The organism is Thermococcus sp. 21S9 (assembly GCF_012027635.1).
GTDB lineage: Archaea > Methanobacteriota_B > Thermococci > Thermococcales > Thermococcaceae > Thermococcus.
The window spans coordinates 1,815,032-1,828,042 of sequence record NZ_SNUS01000001.1 but is presented as its reverse complement, the minus strand read 5'-3'; the positions used below and the strand labels follow the sequence as shown (position 1 = coordinate 1,828,042).

The 13,011-nt window shown below is 54.1% G+C and carries 13 protein-coding genes; 5 read left to right on the top strand and 8 right to left on the bottom strand.

What is annotated here, in order from left to right; all coding sequences use genetic code 11:
• The 4 genes from E3E28_RS10300 to E3E28_RS10285 form a co-directional block, all read right to left on the bottom strand.
• Window positions 1-546, bottom strand: a complete 546-nt coding sequence (locus E3E28_RS10300; RefSeq protein WP_167915004.1) for a hypothetical protein — start codon at window positions 544-546, stop codon at window positions 1-3.
• 572 nt (window positions 547-1,118) lie between these two features.
• A complete protein-coding gene (locus E3E28_RS10295; protein ID WP_167915003.1) occupies window positions 1,119-2,225 on the bottom strand; it encodes a hypothetical protein in 1,107 nt (368 codons plus the stop codon).
• Window positions 2,222-3,379: a hypothetical protein gene (locus E3E28_RS10290; protein ID WP_167915002.1), complete on the bottom strand. Its 1,158-nt coding sequence runs from the start codon at window positions 3,377-3,379 to the stop codon at window positions 2,222-2,224. The genes E3E28_RS10295 and E3E28_RS10290 overlap by 4 nt, the downstream gene beginning before the upstream one ends.
• An 89-nt stretch (window positions 3,380-3,468) precedes the next feature.
• Window positions 3,469-3,930, bottom strand: coding sequence for a DUF1931 family protein (locus E3E28_RS10285; RefSeq protein ID WP_167915001.1), 462 nt, complete (start codon window positions 3,928-3,930; stop codon window positions 3,469-3,471).
• A 101-nt stretch (window positions 3,931-4,031) separates the two neighbouring features.
• On the opposite strand from E3E28_RS10285, the gene E3E28_RS10280 reads away from it, so the two are divergent.
• Complete coding sequence (locus tag E3E28_RS10280) at window positions 4,032-4,640, top strand: molybdenum cofactor guanylyltransferase (RefSeq protein WP_167915000.1); 609 nt, start codon at window positions 4,032-4,034, stop codon at window positions 4,638-4,640.
• Here the strand turns inward: E3E28_RS10280 and E3E28_RS10275 are convergent.
• Window positions 4,615-5,133 carry a biotin transporter BioY gene (locus tag E3E28_RS10275; RefSeq protein WP_167914999.1) on the bottom strand — a complete coding sequence of 173 codons (519 nt, stop codon included), beginning with the start codon at window positions 5,131-5,133 and terminating at the stop codon, window positions 4,615-4,617. The genes E3E28_RS10280 and E3E28_RS10275 overlap by 26 nt on opposite strands.
• 53 nt (window positions 5,134-5,186) lie before the next feature.
• Here E3E28_RS10275 and E3E28_RS10270 point away from each other — a divergent pair, with 53 nt between their 5' ends.
• Together E3E28_RS10270 and E3E28_RS10265 are read left to right on the top strand one after the other, a co-directional pair.
• Window positions 5,187-5,966 (top strand): energy-coupling factor ABC transporter ATP-binding protein, encoded by a 780-nt coding sequence (locus E3E28_RS10270; RefSeq protein ID WP_167914998.1) that lies wholly within the window; start codon window positions 5,187-5,189, stop codon window positions 5,964-5,966.
• Window positions 5,963-6,724 carry an energy-coupling factor transporter transmembrane protein EcfT gene (locus E3E28_RS10265; RefSeq protein ID WP_167914997.1) on the top strand — a complete coding sequence of 254 codons (762 nt, stop codon included), beginning with the start codon at window positions 5,963-5,965 and terminating at the stop codon, window positions 6,722-6,724. Before E3E28_RS10270 ends, E3E28_RS10265 begins: the two co-directional genes overlap by 4 nt.
• Here E3E28_RS10265 and E3E28_RS10260 read toward each other — a convergent pair.
• Complete coding sequence (locus E3E28_RS10260) at window positions 6,711-7,349, bottom strand: hypothetical protein (protein WP_167914996.1); 639 nt, start codon at window positions 7,347-7,349, stop codon at window positions 6,711-6,713. The genes E3E28_RS10265 and E3E28_RS10260 overlap by 14 nt on opposite strands.
• 39 nt (window positions 7,350-7,388) lie before the next feature.
• The gene (locus E3E28_RS10255; RefSeq protein WP_240921671.1) at window positions 7,389-7,799 is read right to left on the bottom strand and encodes a hypothetical protein; all 411 of its coding nucleotides are present in this window, start codon (window positions 7,797-7,799) and stop codon (window positions 7,389-7,391) included.
• A 93-nt stretch (window positions 7,800-7,892) separates the two neighbouring features.
• On the opposite strand from E3E28_RS10255, the gene E3E28_RS10250 reads away from it, so the two are divergent.
• Entirely contained in the window at window positions 7,893-8,687 is a 795-nt protein-coding gene (locus E3E28_RS10250; RefSeq protein ID WP_167915428.1) for a DUF63 family protein, read from the top strand.
• A 77-nt stretch (window positions 8,688-8,764) separates the two neighbouring features.
• Window positions 8,765-10,516 (top strand): methyl-accepting chemotaxis protein, encoded by a 1,752-nt coding sequence (locus tag E3E28_RS10245; RefSeq protein WP_167914995.1) that lies wholly within the window; start codon window positions 8,765-8,767, stop codon window positions 10,514-10,516.
• Here the strand turns inward: E3E28_RS10245 and E3E28_RS10240 are convergent.
• Window positions 10,509-13,007: a DEAD/DEAH box helicase gene (locus tag E3E28_RS10240; protein WP_167915427.1), complete on the bottom strand. Its 2,499-nt coding sequence runs from the start codon at window positions 13,005-13,007 to the stop codon at window positions 10,509-10,511. The genes E3E28_RS10245 and E3E28_RS10240 overlap by 8 nt on opposite strands.
• Window positions 13,008-13,011 lie beyond the last annotated feature (4 nt).

Genomic DNA, 13,011 nt, shown 5'->3' with positions numbered 1-13,011 from the left:
CTAACACCTCTTTTTGATTCTCTCAATGTCCTCGTCGAACTTTCTTTTCGCCCATTCCAGCTTTTCAAAGGCGAGCTTTGAGGTGAGCGCGTAGATAAACAGTGAAACGATGAACACCGAAAACAGCGAAGTCGTTTCCTCGGTTGTGTACTGGAGCGCGAGAACGAGCGCAACGCCGATGCTTAGCGGTGTGGAGTAAGTTCTGAAGAACAAGAGAACCCGACGGCACTTTGAGTACGGCAGTTCGGCATACCTCCAAAGGATTATCATCAGAGGAACGGCCAGCAGGAGGGGAAGTGTAAACGGGTAAAAGTAGTCGCTCCAGTGGAAGCTAAACGCGAGCGGAAGGCCTGCAAGCCAGCCGAGGCCGGTGTAGAAGGATATCTTTGGATACTTCGACTTTGCGATTCCGTAGGCGTACGCACTCTCGAACAGCAGAAGGGCAGAGAGACCAGAAAGAACGAGGGCGGACGTCTCGTTTCTTCCGTTTGACATCATTGAAAACGTCGCGAAGGGTATCATCAGAAGAGCTGAGAGGGAAGGCACGAAAGCCCCTCTAAAAATGAAGTATGTCGACAATAGGTCTCCAACGAGGCCCTTTCCGCTGTCCCATTTAGTGTAGCCTGCTATGAACAGAAGAAACAACCCTAAGAGGCCCCATATCAAAGAGAGGACATAGCCCTTTACAGGCATTTTTAGTTTCGCCTCGGTACTTTTCGTTGCAATGATTACCGGCGTTCCATTGGAGTCGTATGTGATAATATAAATTGTAACCGGGACGTTCATTTGAGCGAAAGCAACGTCGGGTAAAACAGTAGGTGTAAAATTAACCAAATCCGCCTCAGAAATCCATATTCCAAACAATCCTCTCCGAATTGGTTCAATTCCTGTCGTTTTTAATCCAACTTTGGCATAATAATCAGGATAACGGGGGGCTTCACCAACGTTGCATTTTAACACCCAAACTCCAAAGTTTTCATTGTATTCTGCTGTCTTAGAGCACTCAACGTGAACTGCATTAACTAAAGGAATCAGGCTAAAAAGGAGTAACAGAGCTATTGCTGTGAATACTTTTTTCATGCCCCTTACCTCCATGCCCTTTCGAACGTATGGGGGACCTACTCTACCCCGGGACTTCTCTTCGGTTTTTTAGGAATGTTCATCACGACCCAGTTAATCAGTGCGACGTGAAGGACGGCCAGGGCAATGAGCGAGTACTTGAAAACCGCGTCCCCACCGAACGTCTTAGCGAGGTAGAACGCCCAGAGGGGCGAGATTAAACCTGCTAGGCGCATTAACCTGTTGAGCCTTTCCTTAAGGTTGAGGACGAATAGCAGGAAGAAAGCACCGATGACCACGGGGAAGTACCAGGGGTTGAACGCCAGCAGTGTGAGGGTAATCCATTCAACGCCCGTCACCGGCGGATTTTTGAAAACATAAGCTCTTCCCTCTCTCTTGAACTTCCAAAAGTCCGCGAGGAAGTACAGTGTGAGGGTTATTAACGGAATCGTGGAGAGATACAGGCGGAAGTCCCCGTAATAACCGGTTGGAGTTCCAAGGTAGTAGAGCAACCACGGCGAAACGCTGAGGAGGGGACCAACCATACCGAGCGTTACTCCCATGTATGTCAGTCTCGATGGGTTGTATTCCGATTTCTCTTTTCGTTTTTTCTTGGAGCGCCGTATTTCCCAAACTGCCACTATTGCCAGGTAGAGGGCAAGAAAGATTATGAGAATCCGCGTGTACCTGTCAAGCTCGAGAGGGGACTTCGGTCCTCCTTCAATGAAGACTTCAATGGTCTTCTTCTCAACCGTCCCGTTCGAGTGGACGATTTCAAAGGTTATGTAGTTCTCTTTCCCGTTGAAAATCCAATTATATGAGCTATCGAGACCTATCCTCGAAGAGGCCGTGCTTATAATACCCCCCATATCAATCCGAAACTCAGCGGTTGAATTGGGCCCAAGGAAAATTGGACTGGAAATCGATTTTATACCCAGGATGTTCTTTCCTGGCACTTTTACCCAGTGACCATAGCTGTAGTATCTATCCATAACGGAAATATTGTCAAATGCAACCACCCTCACGCTTAGGTTTCCCTGCCCGGTCAGGTTGCAGTACATGTCGCTGGGGGTGGGAGGAAGGGTTTTCTGGCAGGTCAGCTCGGTGGCTGAAACGTGAGGAAGTACCAATGACAGGACAATGAGCAGGACGGCGAGCTTTCTCATCTTCCTGCCCCCTCAATTTTTGCGACCTTCTCTTCAATTTCCGCAATCAGGCGTTCTTTTTCCGCCGTGAAGCGCTTGAAGCACTTTTTCTGAATAAAGTACATCACGAAGAGGAGGACGATCAGAAATGCCACGAACGCAAAATCCGGGCGGTATTTGAGCATGAGGAAGCCCGCAATGGCGAGGTTTACAAGAAGAACCAACTCCAAGCGGACTTTACTTAGGGCTGGTCTGGTGGCAAGAATGAAAAACCCAACAATTAGAAGCAATGTTTCAAGTTTGGAAAGTGGATAAATGAAAAGGAACGGGAACAGTGCCCAGCTTAGTCCAAACAGTGGATACGTTCTTTGATGTTTGAGTTTCGAGAGGGATTTATTGTAAGCGACAGAGGATAACTGAAGGGGAATGATGTAATAGCCCCAGAGAAGGATTGTAACGAGAATTAAAACAACCCAGATTGAGAGTCCAAAAACGATATCCCCGTAAAGGCTTTTACCAGTTCCGAAATAGTAGTATAGCAATCCGAAAGTATTGGGACCGAGGAAGTAGAACTCTGCCATGAGCAAAATAAGCAACAACCCAGACAGAACCGCAAACTTATATGTCAAAGATTTATTCTTACGTTTTCCGCCCCAAGTTGCAAGAAGCAGTAAACCTAGAGCCACAAAACCTGTGAGAAATGACGCTATGAGAGAAATAATCAAATTGTCCTCCAGTTCGGCCCAGTTCGGCTTCCCCTCAACATAAACCCGTACATCAAACGTCTTTTGAGTTCCATTTTCCCCAATGAAAACGAACATAAACGTGTGCTTCTTGTTGAAGAGAACCCAGTCGGGAACGAAGTCAAAGTAGTGGTCTTTTATTCCACTCAGAATCCACCTTATACTGAAACTAATGTTGGCGGGGAGTTCGAAGGTATCCCACTCATCGTTGATAGAGTGCTTGTATCCCTTCGAGTCCCTTATCGTGATTAAGTATCCCCTAGGAGGAATCCCATCAACGCTCTTCAGGTAGAGTTTTCCCGTCCCGTTACCCTCTAACCTGCAAACGACTTTATCGGCCGGAGCTCTAGAAGGACATTTCATAGTTGCACCTGTGACGAGCGGAAGGAACAGGAGGAGTGAAACGATGAGCGCAACGATGCCCCTCTTCACCCAACCACCGCTCAGAATACGGCCCAGCGCTTATAAGCGTTTCCTCTTAGAAGCGTAAAGAAAAGTAACTTTAAAGTAGAAGAAAGGCATCAGAGCGTGTAGTCCAGAACCTTCTTGGCCTCCTCGATGTGCTCCGGGTAGACGTTCTTAATCTCCGGGTGGAGAGCCTTGATTACCCTTCCGATGAGCACGAAGAGGGTTCCCGCGATAATCGGAAGCTCGTTGACAACCTCTTCCTCGAGCGGGATGTCGCCGGGTATCTTCTTGAGGACGTACTTCCTGATGGGCTCAATCTGGACCTTCTCGTCCTCGATGACCGCCCTGAAGAGGTTCAGGCTGTTCTTGAAGCCCTTGGTAATCGGTATGTGGCGCATCTTTATCGTGCTTGAGCGCTCGGCCTTGGCGTTCTCGTAGGCAACCTCGAAGAGGTCGCTGAGCTTCTTCTCAACGATGTCCATCATCTCCTCGGCCCTCGGCTTGATGACCGCGAGCTCACAGGTCCTCTCCAGAATCTTCTGGAGCTGTGGATAGGGTATTATCATCTCGGCCATTTCCCATCACCTCCGCGTTCTTGCCGTGGTTTTTTAGTAACCCGGGGTATATAAAACTTTCGGGCCGGGAGATTTTTAAACCGGGCCCTTTAGTTCGCACCATGCTCGGCGTTATACTGGCGTTTCCGGAGAAGAGGTGGGAGAACTACACTCTACCTGTGAATGGGGAGCCCGTCGTCAGGCTCACGGAGAGGAGGCTCTTAACCGCCAAGAGAATCAACGAAACGCTCACAATAGTCAGAAAGGACAAGCTGAAGACTTACTCGCTCCACGTTTCAAACCCCTTTCCCGTGACCGCGAGAAGCAAGATGGAGGCGCTCCTCAAGGCCCTCCCCGACAAGCCCTTCTTCCTGGTCGAGGGCAACATGCCCCTTATAATGCCCTTCCTCGTGAACTACCTCGTCGGCCTCTTCTACGAGAACGAGCCTGAGGCGCTAATCCCCGTCTGGAACGACGGAAGCGCGGAGGTATTTCACGCAGTCTACGAGCCGGACGCGCTGAGGGATGCAATAGAATCGGCGCTCGCCGAGGGTTACAGGAGCTTTTCAAGGGTTACCGAGTTCCTTGACTACGAGCCGGTCTCAATAGAAGAGCTGGCGAAGAGAAACCCCAAGGTTACGCTCAGCTTCTTTCGCGTCAGGAACTCCCTTGACGTCGCCTTTGCGGAGAAAACGATTGAAGAGCTCAAAGCCAGGGGAGAGCCCTTTTAACGGCCTTTGCAACTCCAACGGCCAGGATTGCCTTCGCCATGTCGAAGGGGACGAACGGGAGCACTCCAACGGCGAGGGCCTTTCCGAAGTCACCGTTCAGGTAGAGGCCCAGCCTGAACCAGCCGAGGAGGTAAATTATGCCGATTCCGAGGATTGACCCGAGGAGCCACACTTCCACCCTCTCTGAGCGCTCGGCGAAGAGACCCGCTATGAACGAGGCGAGGGGAAAGGCGAGTAGATAACCGCCGGTTGGGCCGTAGAGGTGCGCGAAACCACCTGTAAAGCCCGCAAAGACCGGAAGGCCGACGGCGCCAGCCAGGATGTAGAGGGCCTGGCTTATAAAGCCGAGCCTCGAACCGAGTAAGAGGCCTGAGATGATGACGGCGAAGACCTGAAGCGTGAAGGGAACGGGCCCGAGGGGAATTTGAATCTGGGCGCTTACAGCGGTCAATGCCACGAACAGTCCGGCCAGAGCGACTTCCCTCGCGTTCATGTTGACGGGATGGGGCTTATCTTTAAAAGCCTTAACGCTCCCGTAGGTGTGGGATGATACGGGTAGAGAACCTTCACTTCGCCTACAACGGACGGGAAGTCCTCAGGGGAATAAACCTGGCCTTTGGGGAGGAAATCCTCGCGTTAGTTGGCCCAAACGGTAGCGGGAAGACGACGCTGGCCAAGCACCTCAACGGCCTTCTCAAGCCGACCAGGGGAAGGGTTCTCGTTGACGGGATGGACACGAGGGAGCACACGGTAGCGGAGCTGAGCAGAAAGGTCGGCTACGTCTTCCAGAACCCCGAGCACATGTTCTTCGAGGAGACCGTATTCAAGGAGGTCGCCTTTGGGCCGAAGAACCTCGGGCTGGATGATTCGGAAGTCGAGGAGCGGGTTCGCTGGGCCCTCGGAGCGGTTGGCCTTGAGGGATTCGAGGAGAGAACGCCCTACTCCCTGAGCGGTGGGGAGAAGCAGAGGTTGGCTATAGCCTGTGTGCTCGCGATGAGGCCGAAGTACCTAATCCTTGACGAGCCGACGACGGGACTCGACTGGAAGGCCGAGAGGAGCGTTGTCGAGACGATTAAATCGCTCCGCGAGGATGGCCATGGAATTCTGCTCATAACCCACGACATGGATTTGGTGCTCGAGCTCGCCGAGCGCGTCCTTCTCCTTAAGGATGGGAAGAAGACCTTCGACGGCCCGGTTGAGGAGTTCTTCAGCCTCGACCTTGAGCGCCACGGGCTTGAGATGCCCGAACTGCTCGTCCTCGCTGAGAAGCTTGGAGCCGGCTTCGTGAGGAGCGTTGAGGAGCTTGCGGGGAGGGTTAGGCATTGATTTATCAGTTTTACGTCGAAAGGGGCTCGCTCCTGCACTCGCTCGACCCACGAGTCAAGATAATCGGCATGCTCATCGGAATAACCTCGCTGATGCTCTTCAACGACCCGAAGGTTCTCATCCCCCTATTCCTGCTCATCCTTCTCTCGGGCAGACTGTTCGGAAAGCTTGGAATAGGCGAGCAGTTGAGACTCCTCAAACCCCTCCTCTTCATCGTCGTTCTAACGGTTCTAATCTGGCCACTCGTTTACAAACCGAGGCTTACGGGCCTTCTGCTCGGCATTTCGTTCTCGCTCCGCCTGCTCGGTTTTGGGCTGGTGACATTCCAGCTCCTGATGACGACGAGGCAGAGGGAGCTGATACTCGGCTTCGTCAGGCTTGGCCTTCCCTACGAGCTTGGCCTAACTTTGACGATAGCGCTCCGCTACATTCCGACGCTCTACGGCATTGCGGGCACGATAATGGACGCCCAGAGGAGTCGCGGTCTCGAGCTCGACAGGGGAAACCTCCTGGAGAGAATTCGGAAGACGATTCCAATCCTGATTCCCCTCATCGTGGCCTCGCTCAAAACGGCCCATGAGCTCAGCATAGCCCTTGAGAGCAGGGCCTTCGGGGCGAGCAAGAAGAGAACCTTTTACCGGGACATTTCGATGAAGGGAAGGGACTATCTGGCCCTTGCAATCCTGCTGGTTTGCTTCGCGTCCCTCCTGTACCTCCGCTTTGCCCTTGGTTTCGGGCACGTTGTCATCTACCGGTGAGCGTCCTGACGAGCGAATCAACGGGAATCGAGTGGTCTCCAAGGGTCGCTATCTGCTCTGGCGGGGCCTTGAGGACGGTGGCGTTCAGCTTGTAGTGCCCGCGGTAGGAGCTGGTTCTCAGGACGATGAGAGAATCGAAGAGCTCCGGTAGGAGGAAGAGCCGGGCAAATTCTCCTGGAAGGTCGAGCTCGTTGAAAGTAAGGGTTTCGTGGTGGAGGACGAGTGTGAGCGAACCCTCGTCGGCCCTCCTTCTCAGTTCCAGAAGTGTTTCCCTGGAGACACCTTTTAGCGTGGGGAACTGTGAAACGAGGACCGTTGAGTCGTCTTCAACGTAATCGAGGGCTTGGACGAGCTCATCGGCGCTGTAAACGCTGGCCGATAGAAGGTTTGAGGGCTCAACTTCGAGTGTCCTCAGGATTGATGGGGAAAAGACCCTCTTCGGCCCGACGTGGTAGGCTTTTCCAGCTTTGAGGGCCTCGCTGAGGAGGGTGTGGACGAACAGCGAGCCGGCTAACTCGTCCGTCGAAACGAGGGCCGACAGTGAACCCCGGCTGAATTCAACCGGGAATCCTTCAAAGGGTTTTACCCCGCTGATTTCCTCAACTGGCTGGAAAAAGCCCGGCATCGCTCATCCTTCGCGGAGGTTCTATTTATCTTTTTCCACTCAGGGATGGAGCATTCCAAGGGTGGCTATCCCCGCGATGCTGAGTATCCCGGCTATGAGTATCTCCACCACTATCGCTATCAGCCACGCCAGGAACGCCCTGAGCCAGTCGGTGTGGAACACCACTTTGATGACCCAGATGTACGTAATCATGAAGGCGAGCCAGCCAAGCGCTACTCCCATCGGGCCCGCGATTGAGAACACCAGAGCCACTATTCCTCCCACTATCGCGCCGAGGATTCCTCCTCCGACTATCGCGACCATTGCGCCGACTATGGACGCGTCCCTTATGCCGACGAGCTTCGCGCTGAATGCCAGGATTAGTCCAGCTATAAAGAGTGCGAAGAGGAACCCGAAGAGGGCAAGGGTTCCAAGACCCGTGAGTGCGGGCTCCATTGGATGACCGTACATGCTATCACCTCATTGAACCTACAACGTTCTACTTTAAGTAAGTTGTCCCAAAAGGCCTATAAGGTCCGACTCCAACGGGAGCCGGTGGTTAAAATGGGCATCGAGAGTGCACTGTGGAACTTCTTCTACAACTACTTCTGGGAGCCCATGTTCACAAGGAGTGGCTACAACGCCATCAACACACTCGTCTACGCACTGCTCTTCGGCTTTGGCGTCATATACTCATACCGCTACATAATAAAGCCCCTGAAAATCAAGGTTGACGAGAGGCTGTTCTGGGCGGTAACGCCGATGGTTGTCTTTGGAGCAACGGTCAGGGCCCTGGTCGACGGCGGTGTCCTTCCGGAGAACCCGCTGATATTAACCCCGGGAATCTTTTTCACGGCCTTCGTCCTCATCCTGCCAGCCATAGTTGCCGACGCAAAGCTCAAGACCTATCCCAAGATAACGATAGCCTGGGGAACGATTCTGGCCCTCTGGGCGAACTACCTTCTCGTTACCCACGCCAAGGACTGGCGTCCCTATGAGCTCACGCTTCTCCACACTGCGGTCAGCTGGGCCGTGGTTCTTGCCTTCTACCGGTGGAGGCCCTTCGACAGGCTCTACCTCTACCCCGTTCTGGCCCACTACTTCGACGTTGCATCGACCGTCGTTGGAATTCACTTCTACGGCTACCACGAGGTTCACTGGATTGAGAGCCACCTCGTCAGCTGGTTCGGGGCTTACATCTACTACCCCTGGATAACCCTAATCCTCGCCGTCGTTTACTACGCCCTCCAGGAGCTCGTTCAGGACGAGGAGGAACGGCGGTTCTGGTATCTTGCGGTTTACATACTCGGTCTCGGGCCTGCAATCCGTGACCCGGCCCAGATGGTTCTCCAGGTTTGATTTTCCTTTTGTTTCTACATCTGCACCTACACAAAACCCAATTAAGTTCCCAAAGGTAACAATTTTGGGGAACGCTCATGAGAATGGAGCGGATTGTTCGACTGGGGATTATAGTGATGCTCATCCTCAACGTCGTGTCCGTTGCGGGGGTGTTCCTCTACGCGAGCAAGGCAAAGGCGGACGGAATCGTCATTGACATCGCGGGCAGGCAGAGGATGCTCACGCAGAAGATGTCCAAGGAAGCCCTCATTGTTGCCCTCGGAAACGACTCCTACCGCGATGACCTCCTCTCGACAGCGGAGCTCTTTGACACATGCCTCAAGGCCCTCCTCTACGGTGGAAAGGCCCCCATTCACGACAAGGAGTGGAACGTACCGCCGGCACCTCCCGAAGTCCGCGACCAGCTTGAAAAGGTTGAGAAGCTCTGGGAACCGTTCTACGAGAGCGTCAAAATCGTCGCCAAGGACGACCCCAACAGTCCTGAGTTCAAGAAGGCGCTTAACTACATCATAACCCACAACGACCAGCTCCTGGCGGAGATGAACACCGCTGTGGGCCTTTACAGCGAGACCTTTGGCAGGAAAATGACCTACCTTGAGTACTATCTCATAGTTATGCTCGTTCTCAGCGTCGTTATCGCGGTTCTCCTCCTCCGCTACCTTGGAAACATTACGTCGGAGTTCGTCGGCGTCCACGAGGAGAGCGAGAGAAAGCGCGATGAGCTCCAGCGCGAGCTTGACATCCTGATAAGCTACATCACGGAGCTATCCAAGGGAAACCTGTCCGTTAGCCTGCCTGAGGGCAAAGGAGAGTTCGCGAAGCTCCACCAGGCCCTTGAGACATTCAGGAAGAGGCTCATTGAGATGCTCGGCACGCTGAAGGAGACAACGGAGAGGCTCGAGGACAGTTCCCAGAGACTACTTGAGATGTCCCGCGAGGGCGTTAACCTCGTCGCCCAGGGGACCGAGGCGATACGGCAGATAGCGGTCGAGGCGCAGAGACAGCAGGAGAACATCAACGAGATAACCGAGGGAATGCGCTACGTTGAGGAAATCAGCGGGGAGAGCGTTAAGGCCATGGAGGAGTTCGAGGTCTCGATGAGGGAAGTGGTGGAGATAGCGAACGAGGGACGCGAGAGGAGCAGGGCCTCGGCCAGCCAGATAGCGGGAATCCAGCGCACCATAGAGCTCGTCAAAGAGGCGGTTGACAACATCAAGGAGATGAGCAAGAACATCGTCAGCATAACCGACGTCATAACGAGTATCGCGGAGCAGACGAATTTGCTCGCGTTGAACGCGGCTATTGAGGCGGCGAGGGCGGGAGAAGCCGGAAGGGGCTTCGCGGTGGTTGCCCAGGAGATAAGGGACCTCGCGGAGGAGAGCAAGCAGGCCGCCGACAACATAAGGAACATAATCGTCCAGATAACCGAACGCATCGATGAGGCCTCACGGCTCACGGACCAGAGCGTCTCTGTGGTGGGAGAGAGCTCAAAGGGGCTTGAGGAAACCGTTGAGTACCTCGGCAACATAGCAACTCTCATAGAGGAGGTCACTCCAAAGATGGAGGAGGTCAAGGAGAGCATACTCCGGACGAGAGAGGAGGTAGAGAAGGCCCTCCGCGCGATGGAGAACCTCGCGGCCAGTTCAGAGGAGACGACGGCCTCAACGGAGGAAGTGACGTCAACGATGGAGGAACAGGAGAACCTGATACGGAACCTTGAGAAGGTTGCATCGGAGATACACGACGCAGTGGAGCGGATGGTTCCGATTATAAGCTCCTTCAAGGTCGGCCTCAAGGAGAAGATAAAGGGAAAGCTCGGGCTCAGCTGAGGGTTCTCCCCTCCTCTATTTCCCTTCTGAGGAGCTTTGCTTCCTCCTCGGCCTTCCTCACGCGGAAGACCCTCGCGATTCTCTCCACCGCTTCAAGCTTTCTGACGATGCCGTCGAGCCACGTGAAGACGTCGCCCGGGTAAACGATTAGACCGTAGACCTTCCTGAAGTGCTCCGCTATCTGACTCGGGTGCTTCCCGCTCCTGCGGAGCTCGATTATGAGGTTTCCAACCCGTTCCATCGCGTACTCGGTGCAGTCCTCTTCACCGCACATGAAGAACTCCTGGTAAATCGTGAACAGCCTTTCCGCGGAGTTGGGGCTGAGCTCGGGAATCACCTTGTCAAGCTCCTCCAGAATAGAAGCGAAGCTCGGCGAGAAGACGTTGGCGCTTATCCTGCCTCTCACGGCCCCCTCAAGCTCCCGCTGGAGCGTTCCGCTTAGATACAGGTTCTCGAAGGGGTGAAGCTTGAGCGCAATCCAGCGAGCGGGCTTCTCCCGAAGGTTCTTCCGGATAAACTCGGCCTCCTTTGGCAGTAAAAAGCTCATACTCACGGCCCTTCCGTAAGGAGTAACCTCGACGAGGGGCTTTTTGAGCCTTACGAGCTCGAACTCCTCCAGCTTTTCTAAAACCTTCTCGGCGCTCTGGTTGGCCCCCAAACAACGCTCCTGGACCTCTTCGATGACGTCAAGTCTGTTGAAAACGCAGGAATGAGCGAGAACGTTGTCCTGCTCAAGCTCGTCGCTCCACTCAACCTGAACCGGCTCTATCGGGGCCGTCAGGAGCTTGAAGGCTATTTCTTCCTCGGTTCCCTCCATCTGGGCCGAATATTTTCTCCCGGGCTCGACTACGAGGTAGACCTTGCCCTTCTCGTGGTAGAGGGGCCTTCCGGCCCTTCCAAGCATCTGGTGGAACTCCCTGACGGTGAGCCACTTGTTGCCCATCGCGAGGCTCTCGAAAATGACCTGGCTCGCTGGAAAGTCCACGCCTGCTCCCAACGCGGCGGTCGTGACGACGACGTCGAGCCTTTGAGCCAGAAACTCCATCTCGGTGAGCTTCCTCTGCTTGTATGGCAGACCGGAGTGGTAGGGTTTCGCGCGGAGGCCCTTGCTCGTTAAATATGCCGAAAGCTCGTGCGTGCGCTTTCTTGAGAAGGTGAAGACTATCGTCTGACCCTTGTAGCCCTGCTTGGATTTTCTCATCGCCTCGGCCCTGCAGAGGTTGGCTATGTGGCGCCACTTCTCGGACTCGTTGCGCGCTATTATGATGTGCCTCTCCAAGTCAACCGGCCTCTCGTCGTAGAGCACCAGCTTGAGGCCGAGCTCTTTAGCCAACTCCTCAGGATTCCCGACGGTTGCGGAGAGGCCTATGAACTGGGCCTTTGGATAAAGTCTCCTCAGCCTTGCGATTAGTCCATCGAGTCTCGGCCCGCGCTCCTCGTCGTCGAGCGTGTGTATCTCGTCTATCACAATCGTCCCGACGTTGCCTATCTTCCTTCCCGCCCTGAGGAGGTAGTCTATTCCCTCGTAGGTTCCCACTATGATGTCAGCGTCAATCCCGGTATCGACAACGACCAGCTCGTCCCGGGTCTTTATACGGCTCATTCCAACGCGAATGGCAACCCTCAGCCCGAGCTTCGAATACCTCCTCCTGAAGTCCTCGTACTTCTGGTTTGCCAAGGCAACGAGCGGAACCAAAAAGAGGAGTTTTTTGCCCTCCATCGCCTTGGGGACTCCGGCCAGCTCACCGATTAGCGTTTTACCGCTCGCAGTCGCGGAAACAACGAGTAAATTCTCGCCTTCGAGGAGGCCGTTCTTGACGGCCAGGCTCTGAACCGGGAGGAGCTCCTTCACGCCCTCGGCCTTCAGAACTTCCTTAAACCTCTCCGGAAGCGGGAGCTCATCAACCTTGACCTTCTCGACCTTGACGTGCTTGGCCTTCAGCTCGTCCCACTTGGTAACTTCCGGGTGCTTAGTCGGGTCGAAGCGCGGGTCAAAGGCGTAGAGCACTTTATCAAGGTCCCTAAACCTGTCGAGGAGCTTCTTTGCCTGCTCGAACATCGCTATGCTGTTGAATCTAAACCTGAGCTCCCTCTTCAGCTCGTCCTCGGCACAGCGCTCGCAGATGTACTCGTTGCGGTACTTTATCCTGTTGCCGGGCGTCAGGACGGTTATCCTGCCCTCGAGGAGGCAGAGACGGCACAGCTCGGCCTTCTCAACGCGCTTGTTCTGGAGCCTCCTCTTAAAGTAGTCCTCCCACTCGTCCGCGTTGACGAGGACGATTCTCGCCTGCCTTAAAAGCTTCTCAATCTCCTTCGGGTTGCGATAGTTGCTCCCCTCCAGAACCTTGAAGAGCCTTCCCTCTCGCATTATGAGGCGGAATATCCGCTCGGCCTTCAGGTTCTTCATCTCGCTAAGCTTTTCCGGCTCGTTCTCGATAAAGAAGGCCTCAAGCTCGTTCTTCTTCCTTCCGGGTCTGATTACGAAGAGCATCTTC

Excerpts from the sequence above, each read along its gene's own strand:
- E3E28_RS10270 (WP_167914998.1), top strand. The coding sequence starts at position 5,187 with ATGATACGGGTAGAGAACCTTCACTTCGCCTACAACGGACGGGAAGTC.
- E3E28_RS10255 (WP_240921671.1), bottom strand. The coding sequence starts at position 7,799 with ATGTACGGTCATCCAATGGAGCCCGCACTCACGGGTCTTGGAACCCTT.
- E3E28_RS10250 (WP_167915428.1), top strand. The coding sequence starts at position 7,893 with ATGGGCATCGAGAGTGCACTGTGGAACTTCTTCTACAACTACTTCTGG.
- E3E28_RS10245 (WP_167914995.1), top strand. The coding sequence starts at position 8,765 with ATGAGAATGGAGCGGATTGTTCGACTGGGGATTATAGTGATGCTCATC.
- E3E28_RS10285 (WP_167915001.1), bottom strand. The coding sequence starts at position 3,930 with ATGGCCGAGATGATAATACCCTATCCACAGCTCCAGAAGATTCTGGAG.
- E3E28_RS10260 (WP_167914996.1), bottom strand. The coding sequence starts at position 7,349 with ATGCCGGGCTTTTTCCAGCCAGTTGAGGAAATCAGCGGGGTAAAACCC.
- E3E28_RS10240 (WP_167915427.1), bottom strand. The coding sequence starts at position 13,007 with ATGCTCTTCGTAATCAGACCCGGAAGGAAGAAGAACGAGCTTGAGGCC.
- E3E28_RS10295 (WP_167915003.1), bottom strand. The coding sequence starts at position 2,225 with ATGAGAAAGCTCGCCGTCCTGCTCATTGTCCTGTCATTGGTACTTCCT.
- E3E28_RS10275 (WP_167914999.1), bottom strand. The coding sequence starts at position 5,133 with ATGAACGCGAGGGAAGTCGCTCTGGCCGGACTGTTCGTGGCATTGACC.
- E3E28_RS10280 (WP_167915000.1), top strand. The coding sequence starts at position 4,032 with ATGCTCGGCGTTATACTGGCGTTTCCGGAGAAGAGGTGGGAGAACTAC.